The organism is Listeria farberi (assembly GCF_014229295.1).
Classification (GTDB): domain Bacteria; phylum Bacillota; class Bacilli; order Lactobacillales; family Listeriaceae; genus Listeria; species Listeria farberi.
In genome coordinates this window covers 790,593-814,640 of the sequence record NZ_JAARZL010000001.1, presented here as the reverse complement: position 1 = coordinate 814,640, position 24,048 = coordinate 790,593, and the positions used below count along the sequence as shown (strand labels likewise).

25 protein-coding genes and 1 riboswitch are annotated in these 24,048 nt (G+C 36.1%); of the genes, 8 read left to right on the top strand and 17 right to left on the bottom strand.

Going from position 1 to position 24,048, the window contains the following annotated elements; all coding sequences use genetic code 11:
- The first annotated feature begins 115 nt into the window (after window positions 1-115).
- A complete protein-coding gene (locus HCB38_RS04020) occupies window positions 116-961 on the top strand; it encodes a mechanosensitive ion channel family protein (protein WP_185319006.1) in 846 nt (281 codons plus the stop codon).
- Window positions 962-1,004: 43 nt separating this feature from the next.
- Here HCB38_RS04020 and HCB38_RS04015 read toward each other — a convergent pair whose 3' ends face one another.
- From HCB38_RS04015 to HCB38_RS03990, 6 genes are all read right to left on the bottom strand, one after another.
- Window positions 1,005-2,120, bottom strand: coding sequence for an N-acetyldiaminopimelate deacetylase (locus HCB38_RS04015; protein ID WP_185318423.1), 1,116 nt, complete (start codon window positions 2,118-2,120; stop codon window positions 1,005-1,007).
- A 64-nt stretch (window positions 2,121-2,184) separates the two neighbouring features.
- The gene (gene dapD / locus HCB38_RS04010) at window positions 2,185-2,895 is read right to left on the bottom strand and encodes a 2,3,4,5-tetrahydropyridine-2,6-dicarboxylate N-acetyltransferase (protein ID WP_185318422.1); all 711 of its coding nucleotides are present in this window, start codon (window positions 2,893-2,895) and stop codon (window positions 2,185-2,187) included.
- Window positions 2,896-2,942: 47 nt separating this feature from the next.
- Complete coding sequence (gene ccpC / locus HCB38_RS04005; protein WP_185318421.1) at window positions 2,943-3,821, bottom strand: transcriptional regulator CcpC; 879 nt, start codon at window positions 3,819-3,821, stop codon at window positions 2,943-2,945.
- On the bottom strand, window positions 3,818-4,270 hold the full coding sequence (gene cbpB, locus HCB38_RS04000; RefSeq protein WP_185318420.1) for a cyclic-di-AMP-binding protein CbpB: 453 nt from the start codon (window positions 4,268-4,270) through the stop codon (window positions 3,818-3,820). Before cbpB ends, ccpC begins: the two co-directional genes overlap by 4 nt.
- A gap of 213 nt (window positions 4,271-4,483) precedes the next feature.
- Window positions 4,484-4,717: a YkuJ family protein gene (locus tag HCB38_RS03995; protein ID WP_003719227.1), complete on the bottom strand. Its 234-nt coding sequence runs from the start codon at window positions 4,715-4,717 to the stop codon at window positions 4,484-4,486.
- Between the two features lie 312 nt (window positions 4,718-5,029).
- Window positions 5,030-5,251, bottom strand: coding sequence for a hypothetical protein (locus HCB38_RS03990; RefSeq protein WP_003726553.1), 222 nt, complete (start codon window positions 5,249-5,251; stop codon window positions 5,030-5,032).
- A gap of 218 nt (window positions 5,252-5,469) precedes the next feature.
- Between HCB38_RS03990 and HCB38_RS03985 the strand changes: the two genes are divergently transcribed.
- Complete coding sequence (locus tag HCB38_RS03985) at window positions 5,470-6,615, top strand: aminotransferase class I/II-fold pyridoxal phosphate-dependent enzyme (RefSeq protein WP_185637609.1); 1,146 nt, start codon at window positions 5,470-5,472, stop codon at window positions 6,613-6,615.
- 40 nt (window positions 6,616-6,655) lie between these two features.
- On the opposite strand, the gene HCB38_RS03980 is transcribed toward HCB38_RS03985, so the two are convergent.
- The 4 genes from HCB38_RS03980 to HCB38_RS03965 all read right to left on the bottom strand — a co-directional run bounded on the left by HCB38_RS03980 (window position 6,656) and on the right by HCB38_RS03965 (window position 10,656).
- Window positions 6,656-7,516, bottom strand: coding sequence for an NAD(P)-dependent oxidoreductase (locus tag HCB38_RS03980; RefSeq protein ID WP_185318418.1), 861 nt, complete (start codon window positions 7,514-7,516; stop codon window positions 6,656-6,658).
- 11 nt (window positions 7,517-7,527) lie between these two features.
- Window positions 7,528-8,562, bottom strand: a complete 1,035-nt coding sequence (locus tag HCB38_RS03975) for a YdcF family protein (protein WP_185318417.1) — start codon at window positions 8,560-8,562, stop codon at window positions 7,528-7,530.
- A 109-nt stretch (window positions 8,563-8,671) separates the two neighbouring features.
- Window positions 8,672-10,390, bottom strand: coding sequence for a phosphoenolpyruvate--protein phosphotransferase (ptsP, locus tag HCB38_RS03970; protein WP_185311100.1), 1,719 nt, complete (start codon window positions 10,388-10,390; stop codon window positions 8,672-8,674).
- A complete protein-coding gene (locus HCB38_RS03965; RefSeq protein WP_003719221.1) occupies window positions 10,390-10,656 on the bottom strand; it encodes a phosphocarrier protein HPr in 267 nt (88 codons plus the stop codon). Before HCB38_RS03965 ends, ptsP begins: the two co-directional genes overlap by 1 nt.
- A 308-nt stretch (window positions 10,657-10,964) precedes the next feature.
- On the opposite strand from HCB38_RS03965, the gene HCB38_RS03960 reads away from it, so the two are divergent.
- Together HCB38_RS03960 and HCB38_RS03955 are read left to right on the top strand one after the other, a co-directional pair.
- On the top strand, window positions 10,965-11,237 hold the full coding sequence (locus HCB38_RS03960) for a YkvS family protein (protein ID WP_185619058.1): 273 nt from the start codon (window positions 10,965-10,967) through the stop codon (window positions 11,235-11,237).
- Between the two features lie 104 nt (window positions 11,238-11,341).
- Window positions 11,342-12,808: a phytoene desaturase family protein gene (locus HCB38_RS03955; RefSeq protein ID WP_185637607.1), complete on the top strand. Its 1,467-nt coding sequence runs from the start codon at window positions 11,342-11,344 to the stop codon at window positions 12,806-12,808.
- Between the two features lie 8 nt (window positions 12,809-12,816).
- Here HCB38_RS03955 and HCB38_RS03950 read toward each other — a convergent pair whose 3' ends face one another.
- The gene (locus HCB38_RS03950; protein WP_185318414.1) at window positions 12,817-13,608 is read right to left on the bottom strand and encodes a carotenoid biosynthesis protein; all 792 of its coding nucleotides are present in this window, start codon (window positions 13,606-13,608) and stop codon (window positions 12,817-12,819) included.
- Window positions 13,609-13,752: 144 nt separating this feature from the next.
- Here HCB38_RS03950 and HCB38_RS03945 point away from each other — a divergent pair, with 144 nt between their 5' ends.
- Together HCB38_RS03945 and HCB38_RS03940 are read left to right on the top strand one after the other, a co-directional pair.
- Window positions 13,753-14,364 carry a CPBP family intramembrane glutamic endopeptidase gene (locus HCB38_RS03945; protein WP_003761525.1) on the top strand — a complete coding sequence of 204 codons (612 nt, stop codon included), beginning with the start codon at window positions 13,753-13,755 and terminating at the stop codon, window positions 14,362-14,364.
- Between the two features lie 163 nt (window positions 14,365-14,527).
- Complete coding sequence (locus tag HCB38_RS03940; RefSeq protein WP_185318413.1) at window positions 14,528-16,696, top strand: ATP-dependent Clp protease ATP-binding subunit; 2,169 nt, start codon at window positions 14,528-14,530, stop codon at window positions 16,694-16,696.
- A 15-nt stretch (window positions 16,697-16,711) separates the two neighbouring features.
- Here HCB38_RS03940 and HCB38_RS03935 read toward each other — a convergent pair whose 3' ends face one another.
- Window positions 16,712-17,191, bottom strand: coding sequence for a methylated-DNA--[protein]-cysteine S-methyltransferase (locus HCB38_RS03935; RefSeq protein WP_185619060.1), 480 nt, complete (start codon window positions 17,189-17,191; stop codon window positions 16,712-16,714).
- A gap of 188 nt (window positions 17,192-17,379) precedes the next feature.
- Here HCB38_RS03935 and HCB38_RS03930 point away from each other — a divergent pair, with 188 nt between their 5' ends.
- Window positions 17,380-18,411 (top strand): acyltransferase family protein, encoded by a 1,032-nt coding sequence (locus tag HCB38_RS03930; protein WP_185619062.1) that lies wholly within the window; start codon window positions 17,380-17,382, stop codon window positions 18,409-18,411.
- Between the two features lie 29 nt (window positions 18,412-18,440).
- Entirely contained in the window at window positions 18,441-18,809 is a 369-nt protein-coding gene (locus tag HCB38_RS03925; RefSeq protein ID WP_185637605.1) for a DUF4064 domain-containing protein, read from the top strand.
- 83 nt (window positions 18,810-18,892) lie between these two features.
- On the opposite strand, the gene HCB38_RS03920 is transcribed toward HCB38_RS03925, so the two are convergent.
- From HCB38_RS03920 to HCB38_RS03900, 5 genes are all read right to left on the bottom strand, one after another.
- Entirely contained in the window at window positions 18,893-20,227 is a 1,335-nt protein-coding gene (locus tag HCB38_RS03920) for a TrkH family potassium uptake protein (protein ID WP_185638006.1), read from the bottom strand.
- A gap of 43 nt (window positions 20,228-20,270) precedes the next feature.
- A complete protein-coding gene (locus HCB38_RS03915) occupies window positions 20,271-21,038 on the bottom strand; it encodes a MeeY/MeeF family manganese export membrane protein (RefSeq protein ID WP_185318409.1) in 768 nt (255 codons plus the stop codon).
- A gap of 101 nt (window positions 21,039-21,139) precedes the next feature.
- On the bottom strand, window positions 21,140-21,907 hold the full coding sequence (locus tag HCB38_RS03910) for a MeeY/MeeF family manganese export membrane protein (protein ID WP_185318408.1): 768 nt from the start codon (window positions 21,905-21,907) through the stop codon (window positions 21,140-21,142).
- Between the two features lie 97 nt (window positions 21,908-22,004).
- Window positions 22,005-22,108: riboswitch (yybP-ykoY riboswitch) on the bottom strand.
- A gap of 79 nt (window positions 22,109-22,187) precedes the next feature.
- On the bottom strand, window positions 22,188-23,549 hold the full coding sequence (locus tag HCB38_RS03905; RefSeq protein ID WP_185318407.1) for an MATE family efflux transporter: 1,362 nt from the start codon (window positions 23,547-23,549) through the stop codon (window positions 22,188-22,190).
- A 52-nt stretch (window positions 23,550-23,601) separates the two neighbouring features.
- Window positions 23,602-24,027: a MarR family winged helix-turn-helix transcriptional regulator gene (locus HCB38_RS03900; protein WP_185637603.1), complete on the bottom strand. Its 426-nt coding sequence runs from the start codon at window positions 24,025-24,027 to the stop codon at window positions 23,602-23,604.
- Between the last annotated feature and the right edge of the window lie 21 nt (window positions 24,028-24,048).

Here is a 24,048-nt window from a genome sequence, read left to right as displayed (position 1 = left end):
ATTTATTTCTTATAACAGCATTTTTGTGAAATTTTTGTTAGAATAGAAAAGGACATTTCATTAGGAAGGGGGAGATGAAATGGATGGAGAACTTTCAAAGGATGTGGACCAGAAGATGAATTTACTCAAAAAGTGGTTCAGTTCTATTGACTGGGACCAATTTTGGAATCATATTATTTCAGTTGGAATAAAAATTGCCATTTTAATTGTTCTTTATTTTATTTTCCGCGTGGTTGGTAATAAAATTATCCGTAGTTTCTTCCGCAAATATCGGCAACAACAAGCAGTTTCTGTTGGGCGCGCGGATACATTAGAAAGCTTAATTTCTAATTTTTACGGCTATGTTTTATTCTTCACTTTTGCGATTTTATTATTACAGAACTTTATGGATGTTACAGCGATTATTGCAAGTGCTGGGGTGGCGAGTTTAGCAATTGCATTTGGCGCACAAGGACTTGTTAGTGATGTTGTAACTGGATTCTTTATTTTACTTGAACGACAACTGGATGTTGGTGATACGATTACTATTGGACTAGTCAATGGAACGGTTGAAGCACTTGGACTTAGAACAACACAGGTACGTGATTTTGATGGCACGCTTCACTTCATTCCTAACAGACAGATTATGATTGTTAGTAATCATTCACGCGGTAATATGCGTGTGATGGTGGACATTCAAATTAGTCCACATGAAGATCCAGAAAAAGCAATCAAAATTATTGGTGAAGTTTGTGACGTTGCTGCGAAAGAAAACAAAAATATTGTAGAGCCTCCTGTTGTATTAGGCGTACAAAACATCGATGCAACAAACATGATTATTCGTGTAGTAGGTAAAGCAGTGAACGGTGAGCAGTATTCTGTTCAACGTGACTTACTAAAAGATATTCGTGAAGCACTTGCAGAAAATGAAATCGAATTGCCACTTAATTTTGTCAGCACATTTGGACCGAATAATAATTAAAAAGACGTAAATTCACTACTTCAATGAGTGAATTTACGTCTTTTTATTTACTTTCCAAAAATTGGATTAATACATCAATTGCAAAAGGGATCGCTTCTTCTTTTGGATTTAGTTTCGCATGATGCAAACTGTATTCTGAATCTACTCCCAACCAAAACATAAATCCTTTAATTTCAGATAAAAAGTAACCAAAATCTTCCCCCGTCATCGCTGAGCGGGCTGGCACATAGCTTTCAGGATAATGTTCTTCCAAAAAGTGAATAAATTCTTCCGTTTCAGCTGGATCATTGTCTACTTGGTAATAATCCGAACCAGGAAGAAATTCAACTTCGCATTGGTAGGCTTCTTCCCACCCTTTTGCCAGTTGTTTCAAACGAGTCCAAACGATTCCCATTGTTTCCGGGGAGAGCGTCCGAATGGTTCCATCTAAATAAGCAGTTTCTGCAATAACATTTTGGATTTCTCCTCCGTGAATGCGTCCGATTGTTATAACCGCGCTATCCATTGGATCAATATTCCGGCTTATAATTGTTTGCATTTGCCCAACAAACGCACTTGCTGCAACTACCATATCATTCGCCAAATGCGGATATGCGGCGTGCCCACCTTTTCCCTTAAAGGAGATAAAGAGTTCTGAGGTATTGGCAAATAGTAAACCAGGCTTAACCGCAATTTCTCCAACTTTATATTCTGGCGCGATATGAAGTCCGTAAATACTATCTGGTCGCCACTCGGCAAATTCAGCGCTTTCCATGATAGGTTTTGCCCCCCCAGGACCTTCTTCAGCAGGTTGGAACACGAAGAGCAAGTTATCTTTGAGTGGTTTACTCGCGAAATGTGTCAATAATCCAAGCGTAATACTCATATGTATATCGTGACCACAAGCATGCATATTACCAGCATGTTTTGATTCAAAAGGAAGACCCGTTTCTTCTGTAATCGGTAGTGCATCAATATCGGTACGATAACCAATCGTTTTTTCAGGCTTAGTTCCTTTCACTAATACTAAAATCCCTGTACGCCATTTTTTTACTTCTAAATGTTCGTTCGGTAATTTGCTAATATAATCGAGTAAATAGGCTTGTGTTTTTAGCTCTTTATAACCTGTTTCAGGAATTTGATGTAAATCACGTCGAATGGCAATAAATTCATTTAACATGGCGATTCTCTCCTTCTAAAAAAGGACTGCTTCGCCAAAAGACGAAACAGTTCCCATTGATTTTTTAAAGTTGACGAAGTTCTTGCATGATTTCTGTTTTAGAAGCTGTTTTTGCATCCAATTTTTTAAGTTCACGTGCAGGAATTCCAGCCACAACTGTTCCAGGAGCTACGTCTTTAGTAACAATCGCGCCTGCAGCTACAACTGCGCCTTCTCCAATACGTACGCCTTCTAAAACAACAACATTTGCGCCCACTACAACATTGTCTTCCACAATAACTGGTTGAGCGGATGGTGGTTCTACAACGCCTGCAAGGACGGAACCAGCACCAATGTGGCAGTTTTTACCAACTGTTGCGCGGCCTCCAAGAACAACATTCATATCAATCATAGTACCATCACCGATTACAGAACCGATATTAATGCTTGCTCCCATCATAATTACAGCATTATCGCCAATTGTAACTTGGTCGCGAATAACTGCGCCAGGCTCAATACGAGCGTTAATATTTTTCATATCTAACAAAGGAATAGCAGAATTACGACGATCATTTTCGATAACGTAATCTTCAATATTCGCTTTATTTGCTTCTAATAGTGGCTCAACAACAGCCCATTCTCCAAAAATAGTTCCCGCATTTCCAGTGATAAATGTTTTTACATCACTAGGAAAATTAATTTTTTCTAGGTCCCCTTTTAAGTAAACCTTTACTGGTGTTGCTTTCTTGCTATTTTGAATAAAAGAAATAATTTGGTGCGCATCCATTTGTTCCATGAATTTTTGTCTCCTTCCGATATGTTCTGCTTTCTATTTTGCCATAGCTATTTCACTTGTTCAAGGAATTTATCTGTTATTTCTAAAAACGCCTTCACTTGTGGTAGACCAAGTGACTGTTCATAGGTTAATAAGTTGGTTTCTCGGCTTAAAATCGAGCCATCTTTTTCTCTTAGAGGTATTTTGTTGATTTTGTCCGTATAGCCGAGCATCGTCACTTCTGGCAAAATCGCAAAACCAATACCGTTTAAAGCCATTTGTCTAGAGGTTTCCATTTGATCCATCAACATAGCTTGGCGCGGCATCTTCCCGAAATTTCTTTGCCAGTAATCTTGAATCACTTGATAATAATTCGAATCACTACGGAATTGGATAAATGGACGATTCGTCTGAAAAACTTCTTCAATTTTAGTGATTTCTGTATCAACTAAAACGAGTTTATCATCAAATAAGGGCTTTTGAACACTTTTCCATGTCGAGTTTCCGCGTACAATACCTATATGGACATTTCCAGCGGCTAATTGCTGGGTTACTTCACTGCTCCAGCCAGTAACGAGGGAAATCTGGACGTTAGGGTAAGCACTTGCAAATGTCTTTAATACCCGTGGCAACCACATTTGAGCAACAACGCTCGCGCAAGCAATGCGTAGTGTCCCGCGAACGACGCCTTCCATTGCTTCTAGTTTTTCTTGAATGGTATGTTCTCGCTCAATCACACTTGATGCATGACGGACAATGGCTTCTCCTTCAGGTGTTAGAAGTAAGCCTTTTTGCGTTCGAATAAATATTTTTGTATTCCATCTACTTTCAATCGTTTGCAATCGCTGAGACAACGCAGGCTGACTTAAAAATAATTTCTCTGCACTTTTACGCATATTTAGTTCTTCTGCCAAACAAACAAGAAGTTCATATTCCGTTACAATCATCTATTTTCCTCCACCTGTAAATGAATATATCGATTGACTTGTTTTAAAATAACGCGCCTTGTCACAATTCCTTCAAAATGGTGGTCTTCATCTACAACACAAACAAAAGGATGATCTACAAGTAAGCGTACAATTCGCTCGTTATTATTAAAATCTTTAATCACCGGAAAATCCGTTTGCATAACATCTTCTACTTTTAAATCTTCTAGTCTTTCAAATTCAATACGTTCAAGGCCAAGTATTGCATCCGTAATCATTGCAGCGCTAATTAATCCATGGAGTTTAAATTCAAAGTCTAGTACTGGAATAACGGAATAACCGCATTTCGTTAATACAAGTAGCGCATGTTCGAGATTATTACCAAGTTGCACGTGTGCCACCTTTTCAGCGGAAATCATTGAATCAGCTAGCTCATTGTCAATAAATTGTCCAAATCTATTAGAGATCATTTAGAATCTTCCTCTTCCTTGTATTTTTAAGTTCTACGAAGTTTCTTTCAACTTAAAAAAATAAAACGAAACTTTTCCATCTCCTATTCTACCATACTATTTAGTCTGATTTCTTACATTTAGTGCTTGAAAATGATATTTTTATATAAAAAAAGCTGTGAATAAATATTCACAGCTTCAAGTAAATAACCGGATTAGCCAATTTTTAGCTTGTTATTCGTTTTCTTGTAACGTTTCAAAAATTTCGATAGCAGTCATATCAATATCATCAAATTGATATTTACTATTGTCGCCATAGATTTCTACTTCAAATGAATTAGAAGCTTGGAAAAACTTCACTTCGCACACAGGCGTACCATTTTTTTCAAAACGTCTTGCTTGTGTTTCAGCAGACTCATCTTCTTGCATTGCATGTAAACGTTGAATAATTCCCAGTAACTGAGACATCTTATACTCTCCTCTCAAATCCACCATCTGACGTGCAAAAAATTTGCTAGCTTGCAGTAATTATAATACGCGCGTGGCAATGCTTTTTTACATATTTCCTCATATCTGGTTTTTTCGCCATATCTTATTTCTTTCACTATACTACCAAATTTTATCGCAAACCGCACGTATAACGCAAGGGTTCTGGAAATATTCAGAAAAAGAAATTATTTTAAATTAACTAGAATGACACGATTTGTTCTGTTTTCGCACTTATTTTATCTCAAAAAAAGACTATAAAAAAGTATTTACCTTTTTTACAGTCTTTGATAATTAAAATTCATTTTTTCGATTTGCCGTAGCACTTATAATCATTTTTGTTGCTCGAACAATTGTTTTATGGCGATTAAATCCTTTAACACAAATCGTTTGGTCGCCAATCGTAGCAAATACTTCGCCCCATGAACCACAAGGATTGAAGCCATATGCATGTATTTTTAACAAGCCATCTTTCGTTGGAAAAAAGAGAGCTTCGTATTTACCTGGTTTAGTCATATCCGGTGGCCCCTTCCACATTCAACCAATCATTTCTAACTGAAAATGATTATCATTATTAAAACTATCTTATAGCATTCCCAATAAAAGTGCAAGGCTTTTTAGTAATATTTTCAGATATTTTGCTTTTCTTTCTTTTTAAGCTATAATGGAATGAATTACGAAGCTTACTCCCATCTTATTTTCACGGGATTTTCTTATAAAGAAAGGTGACGAAAATGACAAAATCTATTCGACCAGAATTACACGATATTCAAGTAAGTGGTATCAGAACTTTTAATACACGAGTTACCGGCATTCCAGACATGATTCGCTTAACACTTGGTGAACCTGACTTCCCGACTCCTGACCATGTAAAACAAGCTGCCATTTCAGCCATACAAGAAAATTTCACCAATTATACACCGAACGCAGGTATGCCTGAACTACTCGAAGCAGCTTCTACTTATTTTCAAGAAAAATATGATCTGTCCTATACTAACAAAGAAATCATCGTTACCGTAGGGGCTACAGAAGCGATTTCTGTTGCGTTACAAACGATTTTGGAGCCTGGGGATGAAGTTATCTTACCTGACCCCATTTATCCTGGTTACGAGCCTCTAATCTCGTTAAATAAAGCCCATCCTGTTAAAGTAGATACAACTGGGACTAATTTCAAATTAACACCTGAACAATTAAAAGCACATATCACACCCAAAACAAAAGCACTTATCATTCCCTATCCTTCTAATCCAACCGGAGTCACACTTTCTAAAAAAGAACTCACTTCTTTAGCAGAAGTGTTAAAAGAAACAGGTATTTTTGTCATAGCAGATGAGATTTACAGTGAATTAACTTATCACGAAGAGCATGTGAGCATTGCTCCTATGTTAAGAGATCAAACAATAGTTATCAATGGTTTATCTAAGTCTCACGCGATGATTGGTTGGAGAATTGGTTTTTTACTTGCCCCAGAAATTTTGGCACAAGAAATGCTAAAAATTCATCAGTATTCCGTTACCTGTGCAAGTTCGATTTCCCAAAAAGCAGCACTAGAAGCCATTACAAACGGTAAAGATGATGCTTTTCAAATGCGGACTGAATACAAAACACGCGCTAAATTCACCCAAGAGCGCCTAGAAAAAATGGGCTTTACTGTTATTCCGCCAGATGGTGCATTTTATTTCTTCGTCAAACTTCCTGATGAAATCACCGAAAACTCTTTCGATTGGGCCGTAAAACTTGCGGAAGAAGCCAAGGTAGCAGTCGTTCCCGGAAGTGCTTTTTCAGAAAAAGGCGATCGTTACTTCCGTCTTTCTTATGCTACTTCCTTTAATAATTTAGTTAAAGCTCTAGATCGAATGGCTCTATTTATAGCAAAATAAAAAAATACCCCCTAACTTTGGTTAGAGGGTATTTCTTCGTTTAGCGATAATATTTAATGAGTGCTTGTGTGCCTTCCTCACTCAAACCTTGTTCTGCTAGCGTTTGGTACATTTTTTCAGCTAATGATAGCCCTGGAAGTTCTAGTCCCATTTGCTTTGCTTCCGAAATAGCAATACCCATATCTTTGATAAAATGTTTAATGAAGAATCCTGGGGAAAAATCATCCTTGAGTACACGTGGAATCAAATTTGTAAGCGACCAACTGCCAGCTGCTCCACCCGAAATTGAATCTAAAACACGTGTTGGATTAAGTCCAGCTGCCTCTGCGTAAATAATTGCTTCAGTCACGCCAATCATATTAGAAGCAATCGCAATTTGGTTCACCATTTTTGTATGTTGACCAGCACCCGCATCCCCTTGTAATATTACACTACTTCCAAGAATTTCAAGAATTGGTTTCACTTTTATAAATATATCTTCTGCACCACCAATCATAATTGCAAGCGTCCCATTTTTTGCGCCTATATCTCCACCTGAAACAGGAGCGTCCAATATACCTATTCCTTTTTCACGGCCATTTTCAGCAATCTTTTTAGCTAAAGCTGGAGAAGAAGTTGTCATATCAATTGCTACTGTTCCAAATGCCAAGTTTTCTAAAAAACCATTTTCACCTAAATATAGCTCTTCCACATCTTTTGGGTAACCAACCATGGAAATTAGCACATCCACTTTACTCGCAAGTTCAGCTGGCGTTTCTTCCCATAATGCTCCTTTTTTTAGTAAAACCTCTGCCTTCGCTTTTGTACGTGTATAAACAGAAACTTCATAACCAGCATCAATTAAATGACAAGCCATACTTGCACCCATTACACCAGTACCTACAAATCCAATTTTACTCATATAAAGCCCTCCTATCTAAAAGTAATACCAATAATTGCTAAAAACACAAAGAATAAAACAAGCAATCCAAGTAAAATCATATGTACTTTTTTATACATTACCGTAATTGCAATAAATTCTCTAATTAGTGCATTAGGCATATAATATAAAGCTGTTTTTGCACCAATACCTTGGCTTTTTAGTCCAGCTTGTCTCGCATATAGTCCTGCTCGAAATAAATGAAAATTATTCGTTGCAAACAAACTATTATATGTTGGCATAATTTCTTCCATTTTCTTTTTGGAAAATTTCATGTTTTGTAGCGTATTAACGGATTCATCTTCCAAAATAATAAAATTTTTGTTTATTCCTTGACTAATTAAATAATCACACATTGCTTCTGCTTCAGAAACAGTTTCATTTGCTCCCTGTCCGCCCGAAACAATAAAAGTAGCTCGCTTCCCATTTTTTGTATATTGCTTCTTATAGAACTTGATAGCCCGGTCTAATCTGCTAGCAAGTAATGGTGGAACTCTATCACCATTTATTAGCCCACTTCCTAATACAATTAAAAAGTCCTGGTTATACCTTGGGAAATTAAACTGATAAAGAAATGTTGACAAAAGAAAAGCTAAGAACAAGAAAGAAAAGTACCCTACTAAAGCCATGAAAAATACCACCATAACTCCTAAAATAGGACTTCCTGTTTTTAAAATACTTCCAAACCAAGTAATAATTAGTGCTAATATACCGAAACCAATAATTAATGGGAGCATATTAGCTAATTTGCGGCCTTCCCGTTTTAGCATCAATCGCCCATTAACGATAAGCATTGTTGCAATTCCCACTATAAAGAATGGAATGAGCAATAGTAATAAAAGTAACACTGTCCCCATAATTGAAACAAGAAGTTCATTGCCTTTTGAAAAGGTTACGTAAACTACTGAGAGCACAGAAAAAAATAATGCCATTGTCAAGACTATTCCATTGCTAATTCGTCGTCTATCTATAATTGACAAAATAATAAAAAGTAGCAGAAAAAAACCTGCTAGTAAATAGATAACCACTCATGTTGCCCCCTTTTAACTAACTGTCTATTAATTATACTTGTGCTCCATCTTTTTCACAACACAAAAAAACCTAGACAAAGAAATTTGTCTAGGTTTTCATCAGAGCTTACTCTGCAGTATATTTCTCAACTAATTCTACAACTTCTTCAGCTGTAGATTTATTTAAAGCTTCTTCCGCTAATTTAACCATTTCAGATTGATCTAAACGTTTAATTAACGAACGAGATTTAAGAATGCTTGAAGCACTCATTGAAAATTCATCTAAGCCTAAGCCTAAAAGAAGTGGTACAGCCGTTTGATCTCCAGCCATTTCCCCGCACATACCAGTCCATTTGCCTTCTTTATGGGAAGCATCAATCACCATTTTTACTAAACGTAAAATAGATGGATTGTATGGTTGATATAGGTAAGAAACACGTTCGTTCATACGGTCAGCAGCCATCGTATACTGAATTAAGTCATTTGTTCCGATTGAGAAGAAATCAACTTCTTTAGCAAATTGATCAGCTAGAACTGCAGCAGCAGGAATTTCAATCATAATTCCAAGTTCGATGGAATCAGAAACTTCAGTCCCAGCAGCTTTTAGTTTCGCTTTTTCATCTAGTAAAATATCACGCGCTTGGCGGAATTCATTTACTGTTGCAATCATCGGGAACATAATTTTTAAGTTACCATATACACTTGCGCGAAGTAATGCGCGAAGTTGTGTACGGAATAATTCTTCATTCGCAAAACAAAGACGAATAGCACGGAATCCTAGGAATGGGTTCATTTCTTCTGGAAGTTCTAGGTATGGTAACGTTTTATCGCCACCAATATCTAATGTACGAACTACCACAGATTTTCCATCCATACCAGAAACTACTGCTTTATACGCTTCAAATTGCTCTTCTTCAGTTGGGAAATTGTCTCGACCCATGTACAAGAATTCTGTACGATAAAGTCCCACTGCTTCCCCGCCGTTAGAAATAACACCTTCTAAATCATTCGGAGTTCCGATGTTTGCTGCAAGCTCCACGTGAACACCATCTTTAGAAACGGTTTTTTCATTTTTAAGTTTTTCCCATTCTGCTTGTTGTAAAGCAAAATCAGATTTAATTTTTTCATAGTGAGCGATTTGTTCTTCTGTTGGATGGATGATAACATTACCTTCCAAACCATCAATAATAACAATATCGTTTTTTGCTACGCTAGCAGTAACTTCTTTCGTCCCAACTACTGCTGGAATTTCAAGAGAACGTGCCATAATAGCAGAATGTGAAGTACGACCACCAATATCCGTCACAAAACCTTTAACAAAATTACGGTTAAGTTGTGCGGTATCAGAAGGTGTTAAATCAGCTGCAACAACTACTACTTCCTCATCAATTAAAGCTGGATTAGGAATTGTCACTCCTAGTAAGTGAGAAAGAACACGTTTACGTACATCTTTAATATCCGCTGCACGTTCACGCATATATTCGTTGTCCATCGATTCAAACATACCAATAAACATATCTGTCGTTTCTTGTAAAGCTGTTTCTGCATTCGTTTTTGCATTTTTGATGCTTTCTTCAATTGGTCCTGTTAGTTCAGGATCATTTAAAACTAGAAGATGTGCATCAAAAATTTGAGCCTTATCTTCGCCTAAGTCTTTAGCTGCTTTTTCACGAATCGTTGAAAGTTCTGTTCTAGAAACTTCTAACGCGCTTTCAAAACGTTTTACTTCACTTTCAACATCCGTAACTTCTGTTTTTTCATAGGAAAGATCAGGTTCAACGAGCAGATAAGCTTTCGCAATGGCAATCCCATCAGATGCTGCGATACCTTTCAACTCTTTAGCCATTATTCAGCCAATCCTTCTTTCTTAAGAACTTCAGTTAGTCCTTCAATTGCTTCTTTTTCGTCGCTACCTTCAGTATAGATAGTGATGTCAGCGCCTTTACCAATACCAAGGGACATAACACCCATGATTGATTTAAGGTTTACTTTTTTGCCAGTGTATTCAATTTGAACATCAGAGCTGTATTTACTTGCAGCCTGCACCAATAGAGTTGCTGGGCGTGCGTGAATTCCTGTTTCATCGATTACTACAAAACTTGCTTGTTCCATAATTTACATTCTCCTTTGTAAAGAAATTTGTTGTAACCTTTTAAGCCGAAAAATTTTCAGCAAAAAAGACTATCCCTCAATTAAAAAGAGTACCATGTTTTACCTATTGTTACAACTATTTGATTAAAAAATTTTTAGAATGTTTTTTTGAAGAGCACCTTGTTTCCATCTTTTTATTTATAATAAAGAGAGCGCTTTTCAAAAAATTTGTCACTAATTTGTTTTATTTTTAATTTAAAATACACTTTTGGAAGGCTTATAGTTGATTTTAATAGGTTTTTAGTGCAAAATTTAAGGAAGGTTCAAAAATGCATACATTCTTTTTCATCAAGATAGAGGCAACACCGAAAATCGAAGGAGTGATAACAATGGCAAAGGCACATGTTGGAGACATTATTGAATTTAAGGATGGCTTAACAGGAATTGTTGAAAAACTCAACGAAAATTCTGTTATTGTCGACTTAACTTATATGGAAAATTTTAAAGATTTAGGAATTGAAGAAAAAACAGTGGTAAATCACAAAAATTATCAAATTATCCATTCTGTGGAAGAAGACGACGAAGAAGAAACAGAAGAATAAAAATGTATTTCTATTTGCGCAAAAATAAAGCATTTTCTTTTGGATAATGCTTTATGTTTTTGCGTTTTTTATATGTTTGAAAACGGGAAAAGGAGCGTTTTAATGTGGAAAATAAAAAGAAAATTGCCATTATTGGAGCTGGTCCAGGCGGTTTAGCTGCTGGTATGCTTTTGAGCCAACTTGGTTATCAAGTAAATATTTACGAAAAAAATGACCGTATTGGCGGTAGAACTGCTCTTCATAAAATGGGTAAATATTCATTTGATGTCGGCCCTTCTGCATTAACCATGACGCATGTTTTGACTTCTCTTTTTATGGATTGTAACCGTAATATTTTGGATTATGTTGCCCTTTTACCAATCAACCCAATACACACGCTTTATTTTAAAGATATTACTTTTCCACTTTATAGCGATTACTCTGCGACGAAAACGGTTATTAAAACCTACTTTCCTGGCGAAGAAGATGGTTTTGATCGTTTTATGAAAGAAAATACGAAAAAAATGCTCTATATTTCGCCACTTAATCAATTTAATTACAGTTCATTATTTGATTTCTTCCGTCCAACTACCATACGCGCACTTCCAAGCTTATCTCTCGGACGTTCTTTAATGGATGATTTAGCCAGATATTTTAATAGTAAATATCTTCGTATCGCTTTTTCCTTACAAATGCGTTATTTAGGCATGTCTCCATGGGATATCCCAGCAGCTTATAGCATTATCCCTTTCTCTGAATATTATTTTGGTACTTTTCATCCAATCGGTGGTCAAAATAAAATTGTTGAAGCAATGCAACAAGTGGTTATGGAAAATAAAGGGAAATTCTACTTTAATTCTGAAGTAACTTCCTTTGAAACGAATGGAAATGAAATTACAGGGGCAATGCTCGCTAGTGGCCAATCAATTAAAGCTGATTATTACTTTACTAATTTAGATTTTATGTATTCGTTAACCAATAAAACGACAGTAAAAGAGAAAGAAAAGGAATATTCTGCTTCTGCTTTTATGCTGTATCTTGGACTGAAAACAGTTCTACCTTTTTCACATCAATCCATTATTTTTCCTAATAATTACCGTGAATTTGCTAACAATACCATCCATAAAAAAAACCTTTCTAAAGACTTAGCTATTCATATAACTAACCCTTCAGCAACAGATAACACAATGGCACCCATTAATCATTCAAGTATACGGATTATGGTTTCAGTTCCTAACAATACAAGTAATATTGATTGGAAAGAACAAACCCCTGATTTTCGTCAATTAATTCTAGATACAGTGAAAGAGCGGTTAGAGGTTCCTGATTTAGAGAATTATATTGAAGAAGAATATATTATTACTCCCACTGATTGGGAAGAAAAGTATCATGTAAAATACGGGGCAATATTCGGTTTACAACATTTATGGAATCAACAAGGTTTCTTACACCCGACAAAAAAGGCGCCTAAGTTTAAGAACTTGTTTGTAATCGGAGCCGGAGCTATGGCTAGTAGTTCTCTTCCTTTCATTATTGAAAATGCCCAAATAGCTACCAGAAAGTTTTTACAAAAAGAAAAGAAATCCAAGTAACTAATTAGTTACTTGGATTTCTTTTTAGGTTGCGTTTCTTTTTCCAGGCTAAAGAAATAACAAGCTGTAAAAATGATATTCGAAATAATAATAATAGCAATCGATGTCCATAAATCAAGATAAAACGACAAAAAGACAAAGAAAGCGATAATAATCCAATAAACAATAACAATTTCTGATTTTAAATCTGGATATTTAAGTCGTTCCCAACTATCCGTTAAACTTAAAATAAAATAAATCATTAAATGTAAAATTAAACCTAAAAGCCACCAATTTATAAAATCAGATAGCTGCAATATTGTAAAACCATTTTGAGTAATATACAATTGTTTAGATTGCATCGTGATTGGTTCAATTAAGACTTCAAAAATCATCACCATCGTAGCTGCAATAAAAGAATAAATTCCACCGCGAATCCAATCAATATTGATTTTAAGTGTGATTTCGCGAGCAATAATATGGGTTCCAGCAATCATTCCGACCCAAATAAATCCCATAGTAATGGGAATCCCGTACAAACTCCCGCCGAGCGTAGAGCCAATATATTCATCCGTATAACTTAGTTGCATCCATTCAATACAAGTACTAACAACAAAAATAAGTAATGTAATAGCAGAACCCAGCCATTTGCCATATTGCATAATAAAGAAAACTGCTGCAAAAATACCAGTAAACACTAAAAATAGTGATTGAATGGTTGTTAAACGCGGCGGGATAATGTGTAAAGAAACTAGCAATACACTACCTAAAAACCAGAATATATATACCCAAAGTAAAAATTTGTAGTTTTTTTCTAACATCTATGAACCACTCCTATTTTTTAATTATATAGGATTTATTAAATTGCACAACTTTTATCTTAACTTTTGTTTAATTGTTGCCAAACGATTTCATTTGTTTTAAAGTAGTATGAGAAGTATTTGTTAAGAAGAGGTGTAAAGTATTTGAAGAGCATCAAGATTGATTATAAACTTGTACTGGGACTTATTTTATGTGCCCTACTTGTTATATTAACATATCAGTTCCCTCGTGTTTTTTGGTATTTATATGGGGCTGGGATGTTATTTTTACTTAGTTTTGTGATATTTAATGATGATTTAAAAAAGGAATTTTCGTTTGTTAAAGGCATTTTACCTGGAATTTTTTCTGGGATTGTTCTTTATATTATTTTTTACATAGGCGCCTTTATTATTAAAGTTATGCCAGGCGGTCTAGAACATTCAGTAGAAGCTGCATTTAATAAATATTCCACCCATTCTTTAGTAATATGGTTGCTCTTAATTGTTGCGATTATTCCAGGCGAAGAAATTTTCTGGCGTGGCTTTGTATTAAAACGTTTGAACCACTATTTTAATCATTGGTTCTCTAATATTTTTGCAGCCTTACTTTGTATGGTCATGATGTTACCTAGTGGTAATTTTGCAGCCATAATTGGTATTTTTGTCGCATCTCTTGTATGGAATGTAATGTACTCTTACAGGCCAAGTCTCCTCATGGTTTATCTGTCGCATTTAACTTTTGCTTTTTTACTACTCGCAGCATTACCAATTTATTAAAAACTTAGAAACATTCCTTTTTTTATAGGGATGTTTTTTTATGAAAAATTTAAAGCAAAATACTTGAAAGTCAAAATAGGTCAGTATATAATATATTTGTAAGGTCAAAGATAGTCAAAGTCAAGACCTTTCATTTCTCATTTTTAAAAGGAGGAAATTAACTATGAACTGTGAAAAATGCAATCAAAATCCAGCAACAATCCAATTATATATGAATATTAATGGCAAGCGTGTAGAAATGCCGCTTTGTGCCTCTTGTTATGCAGAAGTTAGAAACCAAGCAAACTTTGGAGCGAATGAGTTCTCCGGAGCAAGTGGTTCCCCGTTCGACGATATTTTCCGTCAACTAAGTGGTGCTGCAAATCAAGCAAACCGCGAACAAAGAAACCAAGCACAAGTGCAGACACAAACTGCTGGCGGCGGTAATGGTTTACTTGATGAATTTGGAACTAACTTAACAGATATGGCAAAAAATGATCAATTAGACCCTGTCATTGGCCGGGATAAAGAAATTAAACGTGTCATTGAAATATTGAACCGACGTAATAAAAACAATCCAGTCTTAATTGGTGAACCAGGTGTTGGTAAAACTGCCGTAGTAGAAGGACTTGCAAATGCGATTGTCGCAGAAGAAGTCCCAAACAAATTAATGAACAAAGAAGTTATCTTACTCGACGTCGCTTCCCTTGTTTCTGGAACAGGTATCCGCGGTCAATTTGAAGAACGCATGAAACAACTAATTAAAGAACTTCAAGAGCGTAAAAACACGATTTTATTTATTGATGAAGTGCATACTATTGTTGGCGCAGGTTCCGCAGAGGGCTCGATGGACGCAGGAAACATATTAAAACCAGCTCTAGCACGAGGCGACTTACAAATGATTGGCGCAACTACACTAAAAGAATATCGCACAATTGAGAAAGATGCTGCTCTTGAACGTCGTTTCCAACCAGTAACAGTAAACGAACCATCCACAAAAGAAACGCTTACTATTTTAAACGGCTTGAAACCCAAATATGAGGATTTTCATGAAGTTGTCTACTCTCCGGAATCTTTAGCAGCGGCAGTTGAATTAAGTTCCCGCTACATTCAAGACCGTCATTTACCAGATAAAGCAATTGATTTAATGGATGAAGTAGGTTCCAAATATAATCTTTCTATTGAAAAACTGGATGAAAATACCGTTAGTGAACGTGTTGCTCGTCTAGAAGAAGAAAAAAATCAAGCTCTTCAAATGGAAAACTACGAAAAAGCAGCCAAAGTTCGTGACGAAATTACTCGTTTAGAAGAGAATAAAACAAGCAATTCTTTCTCAGAACGCCCAGTTATCCAAGCATCAGATATTCAAGCAATTATTGAAGAAAAAACAGGTATTCCAGTGGGACGTTTACAAGAAGATGAACAATCCAAAATGAAAAACTTAGAAAGTAACTTAACTGGAAAAGTCATTGGTCAAGAAGATGCCGTGAAAAAAGTAGCGAAAGCAATCCGTCGTAGCCGTGTTGGGTTAAAAGCTAAAAATCGCCCAATTGGTTCCTTCCTATTTGTTGGACCAACTGGTGTCGGAAAAACAGAACTTGGTCGTACGCTAGCTCGTGAATTGTTTGGTACTACTGAAGCGATGATTCGTTTAGACATGAGTGAATTCATGGAAAAACACAGCGTCTCTAAATTAATCGGTTCTCCTCCAGGATATGTTGGTCACGAAGAAGCTGGTCAATTAACGGAAAAAGTTCGTCGCAATCCTTATAGCATCATCCTTTTAGACGAAATTGAAAAAGCACATCCAGATGTTCAACATATGTTTTTACAAATTTTAGAGGATGGCCGTCTAACTGATTCACAAGGACGTACAGTAAGTTTTAAAGATACAGTGATTATCATGACGAGTAATGCTGGAACGACAGATACAGAAGCTTCTGTTGGCTTTAATACAGCGACTGATAATAAACTTGAAAAAGGCTCAGATATTCTTGCAAAACTAGGTGCATACTTTAAACCAGAATTCTTAAACCGTTTAGATAGCGTTATTGAATTTAAATCTCTCGAAAAAGACGATTTAGTACAAATTATCGACTTAATGCTCGTTGATTTAAATGCAATGCTAGCACAAGAAGGTGTAACTATAGAAGTATCTAAAGAAGTCAAAGAACATTTAATTGAGCTTGGATATGACCCTAAATTTGGTGCTAGACCACTTCGCCGCACAATCCAAGAACATTTAGAAGATGCGATTGCCGATAGTTTAATTGATCAACCAGAAGCGAAGAACTTAAATGCCACACTAAATGAAGATAAAAATATTGTTATAACTGAACAAGTAACAGTTTAATAAAAAAGGCTTGCGTTAACTGAAACGCAAGCCTTTTTCTAATGCAAGTAAATATTGTTTCTTATCGATGTCCGCTCCGTTGTACCCACCGAGCGTCCCATCACTTTTTACACACCTATGACATGGAATAAGTAGAGGAATAGGATTAGCACGATTAGCTTGTCCCACCGCTTGCACTGCTTTTGGACTCCCAGCGGCTATTGCTATATCTTTATAACTAACAACTACCCCATATGGAATTTCACTGAGTGCTTGCCAGACACGTTGTTGGAAAGCAGTCCCTTGTAAGAAAATTGGTAAATCAAATACTTCCCGCTCCCCGACAAAATAACCCGCTAATTGTTCTAGAAGCTGCTGATATATTTCTATCTCGCCCTCCTCTCCTGCTAAAATCTCCCAATTAACCGGCTCATCGTATGAAATCTTTGTAATATGCGCATTCTCTATAATAATAAACAATGTACCCACCGGTGAATAGCTTGTTTGTTTTAACATTTCCATACTTCCTTCCGCATATGATAATGCTATAAAGATAGCACTTCTTTTAATAATGCGCAAACGGATGTCATCACTCATTAATATTTGATACTTTTTGTTATCGAACTGTTGGATATTCGTTACAGATTCTGGGGTAAAATAAAAAAAAAGATACTTCCAACTTAGAATAGAAAGGAATGTTTTTTATGGAACAAACCGGGATTAAACGAGAAAGTTACTTTGACAATGCTAAGTTCATCCTAATTTTCTTAGTGGTATTTGGACATTTTCTTCAAACATTTATTGCAGAATATGCTGGAGTTCGTGTCCTTTACATTTATATTTATACTTTTCATATGCCTGCCTTTATATTAATCTCTGGTTTTTTTGCTAAAAGTTTTGGGAAACCTGGATATTTAAAAAAGACAATGAAAAAATTAATTTTACCATATGTTTTTTTTCAACTTATTTACAGTATCTTTTATTACTTTCTTTTAAATAAGGAGAATCTTTCTATTAAATTTTTAGATCCAGAATGGTCGCTTTGGTTTTTACTTAGCTTATTTTTCTGGAATTTAATGTTGCTCATTTTTTCAAAAATCAAACCTTGGAAGTCTGTGAGTATTGCGCTTTTACTAGGACTGGTTGCTGGATACTTTGATATTATTGGTGGTTATTTAAGTTTATCTAGAACCCTTGTCTTCTTCCCATTCTTCTTAGTAGGCTATTTTTTAAAAAAGGAACATTTTTACTTTCTTAAAACGCATATAGCTTCTATTATTGGGGGGATTTTCGTTGTATTATTACTGATTTTTATTACCATGCATCCGAATCTAAACGATAAATGGTTTTTAGGATCAAAACCATATGCTAACTTTGTCGAAGTGAAGTCGCTTGGCCTTTTCATCCGCGCGCTCGTCTACTTGATTAGTTTTTGCTCTATCGCTGCTTTTTTCAGTTTTATCCCACAAAAAAGGTTATTTTTTACTAAATGGGGTAAAAATACGTTATATGTTTATTTGTTACATGGCTTCTTTATTAAGTTCTTTCGTGAAGGGGGCCAAACTGACTTTCAATATAGCCCGTCTACGTTTTTACTATTATTTGGAATTACTTTTGGACTAACGGTGTTATTATCCAGTCGATTGGTAAAAACAGTTGTTCAGCCAGTGATTGAGCTTCGAGCCTCAATGCTGTATAACGTGTTTAGCCGATTAATAAAGCGGGAAAGTTATTAAACATATAGATAGAAAAAGGAGGTTTTATTATGGGCTCAAGAAAGCCAGAAATTATTATCGGATTAATTGGCTCCATCATTGGGATTGTAGTTGGTTTTTGGATTATTAATTATGGAGATTCAGTCACAGATTATATACAGACATTTACTTATTTACCAGGGGAATTAGGGAATGAGTTAGCGAACTTAGGGTGGATTACGTTAATCGCCTCCATCGTTGCATTAATTGCTTCTCTCCTTATCAAATCAGCTCCTCGTGGCTGGGGCGTAATCTTAGTAGTTATCGGTATCATTTTATTCTTTGTTATTGGTACAGCTTGGATTGTTTCAGGTATCTTAATTACATTAACTGGTTTAATGGGAATTTTCAGAAGACCGATTCCAAGATCAAAATATTAATTTATTATCCCCTAATCAAAATAGGTTAGGGGATTTTTAATGCAAAAAAATCCTTTCCGCATCTTGCAGAAAGGATTTCTATTTTAACCAGTAATAATTTTTTCTTTTGGTAGACGAATTGCATTTTTAGGTTGATTTTTATTTCTTAAGCTAAGCATTGAGTACATAATACCAACACGCCCAATAAACATCAAGATGATAATAATTAATTTACCTGGGGTTGATAAATCTTGCGTCAAACCAACGGACAAACCTGATGTTCCGAACGCGGAGAACACTTCAAATATGACTGAAATAAGTGAGGCCGTTTCTGTCTGCATGAGTATAACTATCGCAGAAATACAAAGAAATCCTGCAACGAGTGTGACTGCAAGCGATTTACGTACATCTTCTTGATGCAATTCTCGTCCAAAAATATAAACATGTTTACGACCACGAATAACCGAATAAATAAATAAAATTGTAATCGCAAAGGTTGTCGTTCGTATCCCGCCCCCAACTGAACTTGGTGAAGCTCCTATAAACATTAAGAACGACACAAGTAAAAGGGTAGAAACGGAAAGCGCCCCACTATCCATTGTCTGAAGCCCAGCACTTCTGGACGTTGCCGATAAGAACATTGAGTTAAAAAACCCAAAATCCCAACTTTTACCGCTAAAGAAATGATTGTATTCAAACAACCAAATAAGTAAACCTCCGACAATCAAAAGAACAAAATAGGTAAGTGTAGTTACCTTTACAAATAAGGAAAATCGAAACGGTATAAGTGTATTTTTCTCAAATAAAAATCTTCTTGTTTCCAGTAAAACCGGAAATCCAATTGCACCAGCAATAATTAGTAATATCGAAATAAATTGGACAAAATAATCGTTCGCAAATGGTATTAACGATTTGCCAGTAATATCAACTCCTGCATTGGTAACTAACGAAACTGAGTTGTATAACCCTTGGAACATCGCTTCCCCAATATTAGGATAAAGCGGAATGAAATAAATCCCTAGAATTAAGGCCCCTACTAATTCGATTCCAAAAATCAAGACAAGAATTTCGCGCAACATCCGAACCATTCCACTCATCGTAAATTGATTCGTATCTGTCATAATAAGTTGACGCTGTTTGAGCCCAATCCGTCTTTTCAAAATCAAATAGAAGAACGTGCTGATCATCATAACGCCTAACCCACCAATTTGGAAAATCGCCATTAAAACCCAAATTCCGGCAGTGCTATACGTCTGGCTAACATCTACTGTCGCAAGTCCGGTAACACTAACTGAACTTGCTGCTGTAAATAGCGTGTCAATAAATGACACCTTAACCCCTTTTTGTAAAGTGAACGGTAAGCTCAAGACAATCGTAGAAATCGTAACCGCAATAAAATAATACGCGATAATTACTTGAACTGGTGTCATACGTGCCAATACCAGTTTTAATCTTCTACGTAATTTTACTTCCTGATCATATTCAAACTCTTTTGGTTTTCTTCTCTTTTTTTCTCGCAATGATATAACCACCCAAACCTATTATTATCATAACCGACCAGAATGTCAGCTTCCAAACTGCTGAATCTGGAAAATCTTCTGGAATAATTGCTACAGATGGATGTGCTAGCGTTAAAACCGCCATTTTCACACCAACCCAACCGACAATTAAAAACGCTGCTGTTTCAAGTGTAGGGTAACGCTCTAATAATTTAACAACTTGTGTGGCTGCAAAACGTATAACGACAAGTCCTGCGATGCCACCAAGGAACATTACGATGAATTGCCCACCGTTCATTCCACCAATATCAAAATTCCCTAAATCCGGCAACGTAACAACTAGTGCCGCTGCTGCTAACATGGAATCAAGCGCAAAAGCAATATCTGTCAATTCTACACGAGCTACTACACCCCAGAATGAAGTTGCTTTGGCTTCTGATGTTTCTTTGACTTCTTCTTGCTTACCTTTTTTAAGGCGCCACATGTGCTTAATTGCTAAGTACAATAAATAAACCGCGCCGATTGCCTGTATTTCCCATATTTTTACTAAAAATGAAATTAAAAATAATGCCACAAAGCGGAAAACAAAAGCACCAACTAATCCATAAAATAAGGCCTTTCGTTGTTTATCATGCGGCAAACCTTTTACTATGACTGCCATAACTACAGCATTATCTGCTGAAAGAATTCCTTCAAGTACTACTAATACAAGGAAAACTAATGCGTATTCTCCCCAAATAGAAACATCCATTCCTCATTCACCATCCTTCTACTCTATCATAAAATTGTGTTTTCAGCATCTGGTTGTATGTAAAACCAGAAGTACAAATTCGCACTTCTGGCCAGTTAAAATTATTTACTTGTTTCTGTTTTTTTCTTACTACGATAGGAAACGAACCATCCCCATAAAATAATCAGAATCATGACACCCCAGAAAATTAATTTCCAAAGTGTTGACTCGGGGAAGCTATGTGGAATTACGCCAAGACTAGGATGAGCTAATGTATAAATAACTAGCTTCACTCCTACCCAACCAACAATTAAAAATGCGGCTGTTTCGAGACTTGGATAACTTTTTAGTAATTTAACAAATTGAGTTGCTGCAAAACGGATAATAATTAGGCCGACAAGTCCACCTAAGAACATAATCGCAAATTGCCCTGTATCAATACCACCAATATGTCCCCATCCTGTTTTTGGAAGAGTGATTGCAAGCGCAACTGCAGCAAGCATAGAGTCAATCGCAAACGCAATATCAGCAATCTCTACTTTCAGAACTGTCATCCAAAAACCAGAGCCAGCTTTTTCCTTCTTCACTTTTTCTCCGTCTTTTCCTTTCGCATGTTTCCAAATATGACTAATAGCGATATAAAGTAAATATGCGGCACCAAGCGCTTGAACTTGCCAAACATTTGCCAAAAAGGAAATTAAGAATAATGCGCCAAAACGGAAAACAAAGGCACCCATCAATCCATAAAATAATGCTTTTTTCTGTTGTTTATCTGGGAGATGTTTTACCATAACAGCCATAACTACTGCATTATCCGCTGCTAAAATCCCCTCAAGACCGATTAGGACAAGTAATACCCATCCGTATTCTAAAATCATTGCTGTATCCACTAATTCTTTTCCTCCTTTGTTCTATTAAAATGTCAAAGATCTCCTATTTTGAAGAAACAAAAAAGCGAGACCTGCCCGTAAAGGCAAAGGTCTCGCTAACATTTAAGATTAAATGTGATAAAACCGATGATATCTCTATCATGTAATGACGACTTTATCCTGATTAAAAACTAATCAGCGCTACTCCCCTCTGACATTTGTCAAAGAACGATATATGATTACCTAGAGAATAATACCATAAGATAGAACTTCACGTCAACTAATTTTTCTCACAAACTTTTTAAACAGCTAAGTCTTTCGTTTTTGCGCTACTAGCTATTTTGATATTGTGGATTGTGAATAGTGTCACACCGATGATACATGTCAGAATTTCAGTAGCTGTTAAGGACCAAATCACGCCCATAAGTCCGAAATAATGTTGTCCTAAAATGATGACTGGAATAAAAATAATGCCTTGTGAAACTGACATAATCGTAGCCGGAATAGCTTTGCCAATTGCCTGAAAAGTACTTGTAAACAGTCCTGTAAATCCACTGAAAAGAGAAGAAATCAGCATCGCAACCATAATATGCACACCAAGCGTTATCACACTTTGACTGTCGCTAAATAGATGCATCACTTGGAAACGGAAGAGGAATACAAGGCTCGAAAGCAAGAGCACAATAAGCCCGATACTAATTGCAGTAGCCCGTATTGCTTTTTCAAACCGCACAATATTACCCGAACCGTAATTATAAGCTAACAGCGGAATAATTCCCATGTAAAGTCCCATACAAATAAATTCAGGGAGCTGCACCACGCGAAGTGCTACACCAAAACCTGCAACCACCCCTTCCCCGTAAATCATCGAATAGTGATTTAATACGAGCGTTGTCACAATGAGGAATAACGATAAAAGCAACTCTGAAACACCAATTTTAAACACATTTTGAACGATTTCTTTTGTTGCTTGAAACCATTTAAAACGGATGGATAAATAATCACTTTTCTTCTCTAAATACCACGCATAGTAAATCAGCGAAACTAAGCTTGCTAATCCTACCGAAACTGCGGCCCCCACCACATTAAAATCAAAATACAAAATAAGCAATGGATCAAATACTAAATTAACCACCGTGCCAATCAGCATCCCATTCATAGAAATCCGCGAAGCTCCCTCAGCCCGAACCACTTGTTCTAAAGCAAAATTCGCAATAATAAACGGACTACAAATTAAAAGCGCCAACGTATAATTTTTCGTGTGTAAAAAACTCGTTACATCTGCCCCAAGAAAGTGAGTGACTGGATTAATCAAAAAGCCCAGCAAAATCGCACAGATAATGCCTAACACTAAACTTCCATATAAAACAAAGGCGGATACTTGTTTTGCCTTTATTCCCTCCTCTTTCCCAAGCAAGCGTGAAATATACGTTCCACCACCGACTCCAAACATATTGCCAATCGCCATCAACACAGTGAACATTGGTAATCCAAGTGTCACAGCGGTTAACATCGATGTATCATGCAATAAACCAATAAAGAACGCATTAATAATATTGTAAATGACCCCTACAGACATTCCAAGCATCATCGGAATAGATAAGTGCGCTATCGCTTTAGGAATACTCGCTTTTGTTAAATAATAGTTATCTGAATGTTTCATTTTGTTTCCCCCTCAAAATTAGTTAGAATTCTAACTATATAGTTAAATTTTTTTATTCCGTATTATCGTCAATTTTACTAAGTAGATCAATAAAGATTTTATACTCGTCATCGGAAAGAATTTTTTTTGCTTTATCATCTTCACGCGGGAAGGATTCATTAAATTCGTCCACAATTCGTTTCCCTTCTTCGGTTAAAGTGACGACTTTTTCTCTGCCATCTCGAATGCTAGGTTTACGAGAAATTAATTGCTTTTTCTCGAGACCTTGAATGAGGCTAGTAATACTTGCACCTCGTGTTTGAAAGATTCGCTGAAGATCCTTTTGGATAATTTCATTTGCCGCATTATCATTTAAAAATCCTAGAACTCTAGCTTGTTGTGTGGTCAGCCCGAATTGAGCTACTTTTGCGTCCATTTTTCGTTTGGATTTAATCATAATCGAACGAATTAACGTATCCATCGTCTTCTCTCTTCTCACGAGTATTCCTCCTTATTAATT

Excerpts from the sequence above, each read along its gene's own strand:
- HCB38_RS04020 (WP_185319006.1), top strand. The coding sequence starts at position 116 with ATGAATTTACTCAAAAAGTGGTTCAGTTCTATTGACTGGGACCAATTT.
- HCB38_RS04015 (WP_185318423.1), bottom strand. The coding sequence starts at position 2,120 with ATGTTAAATGAATTTATTGCCATTCGACGTGATTTACATCAAATTCCT.
- dapD (WP_185318422.1), bottom strand. The coding sequence starts at position 2,895 with ATGGAACAAATGGATGCGCACCAAATTATTTCTTTTATTCAAAATAGC.
- ccpC (WP_185318421.1), bottom strand. The coding sequence starts at position 3,821 with ATGATTGTAACGGAATATGAACTTCTTGTTTGTTTGGCAGAAGAACTA.
- cbpB (WP_185318420.1), bottom strand. The coding sequence starts at position 4,270 with ATGATCTCTAATAGATTTGGACAATTTATTGACAATGAGCTAGCTGAT.
- HCB38_RS03995 (WP_003719227.1), bottom strand. The coding sequence starts at position 4,717 with ATGTCTCAGTTACTGGGAATTATTCAACGTTTACATGCAATGCAAGAA.
- HCB38_RS03990 (WP_003726553.1), bottom strand. The coding sequence starts at position 5,251 with ATGACTAAACCAGGTAAATACGAAGCTCTCTTTTTTCCAACGAAAGAT.
- HCB38_RS03985 (WP_185637609.1), top strand. The coding sequence starts at position 5,470 with ATGACAAAATCTATTCGACCAGAATTACACGATATTCAAGTAAGTGGT.
- HCB38_RS03980 (WP_185318418.1), bottom strand. The coding sequence starts at position 7,516 with ATGAGTAAAATTGGATTTGTAGGTACTGGTGTAATGGGTGCAAGTATG.
- ptsP (WP_185311100.1), bottom strand. The coding sequence starts at position 10,390 with ATGGCTAAAGAGTTGAAAGGTATCGCAGCATCTGATGGGATTGCCATT.
- HCB38_RS03965 (WP_003719221.1), bottom strand. The coding sequence starts at position 10,656 with ATGGAACAAGCAAGTTTTGTAGTAATCGATGAAACAGGAATTCACGCA.
- HCB38_RS03960 (WP_185619058.1), top strand. The coding sequence starts at position 10,965 with ATGCATACATTCTTTTTCATCAAGATAGAGGCAACACCGAAAATCGAA.
- HCB38_RS03950 (WP_185318414.1), bottom strand. The coding sequence starts at position 13,608 with ATGTTAGAAAAAAACTACAAATTTTTACTTTGGGTATATATATTCTGG.
- HCB38_RS03940 (WP_185318413.1), top strand. The coding sequence starts at position 14,528 with ATGAACTGTGAAAAATGCAATCAAAATCCAGCAACAATCCAATTATAT.
- HCB38_RS03935 (WP_185619060.1), bottom strand. The coding sequence starts at position 17,191 with ATGTTAAAACAAACAAGCTATTCACCGGTGGGTACATTGTTTATTATT.
- HCB38_RS03930 (WP_185619062.1), top strand. The coding sequence starts at position 17,380 with ATGGAACAAACCGGGATTAAACGAGAAAGTTACTTTGACAATGCTAAG.
- HCB38_RS03925 (WP_185637605.1), top strand. The coding sequence starts at position 18,441 with ATGGGCTCAAGAAAGCCAGAAATTATTATCGGATTAATTGGCTCCATC.
- HCB38_RS03915 (WP_185318409.1), bottom strand. The coding sequence starts at position 21,038 with ATGGATGTTTCTATTTGGGGAGAATACGCATTAGTTTTCCTTGTATTA.
- HCB38_RS03905 (WP_185318407.1), bottom strand. The coding sequence starts at position 23,549 with ATGAAACATTCAGATAACTATTATTTAACAAAAGCGAGTATTCCTAAA.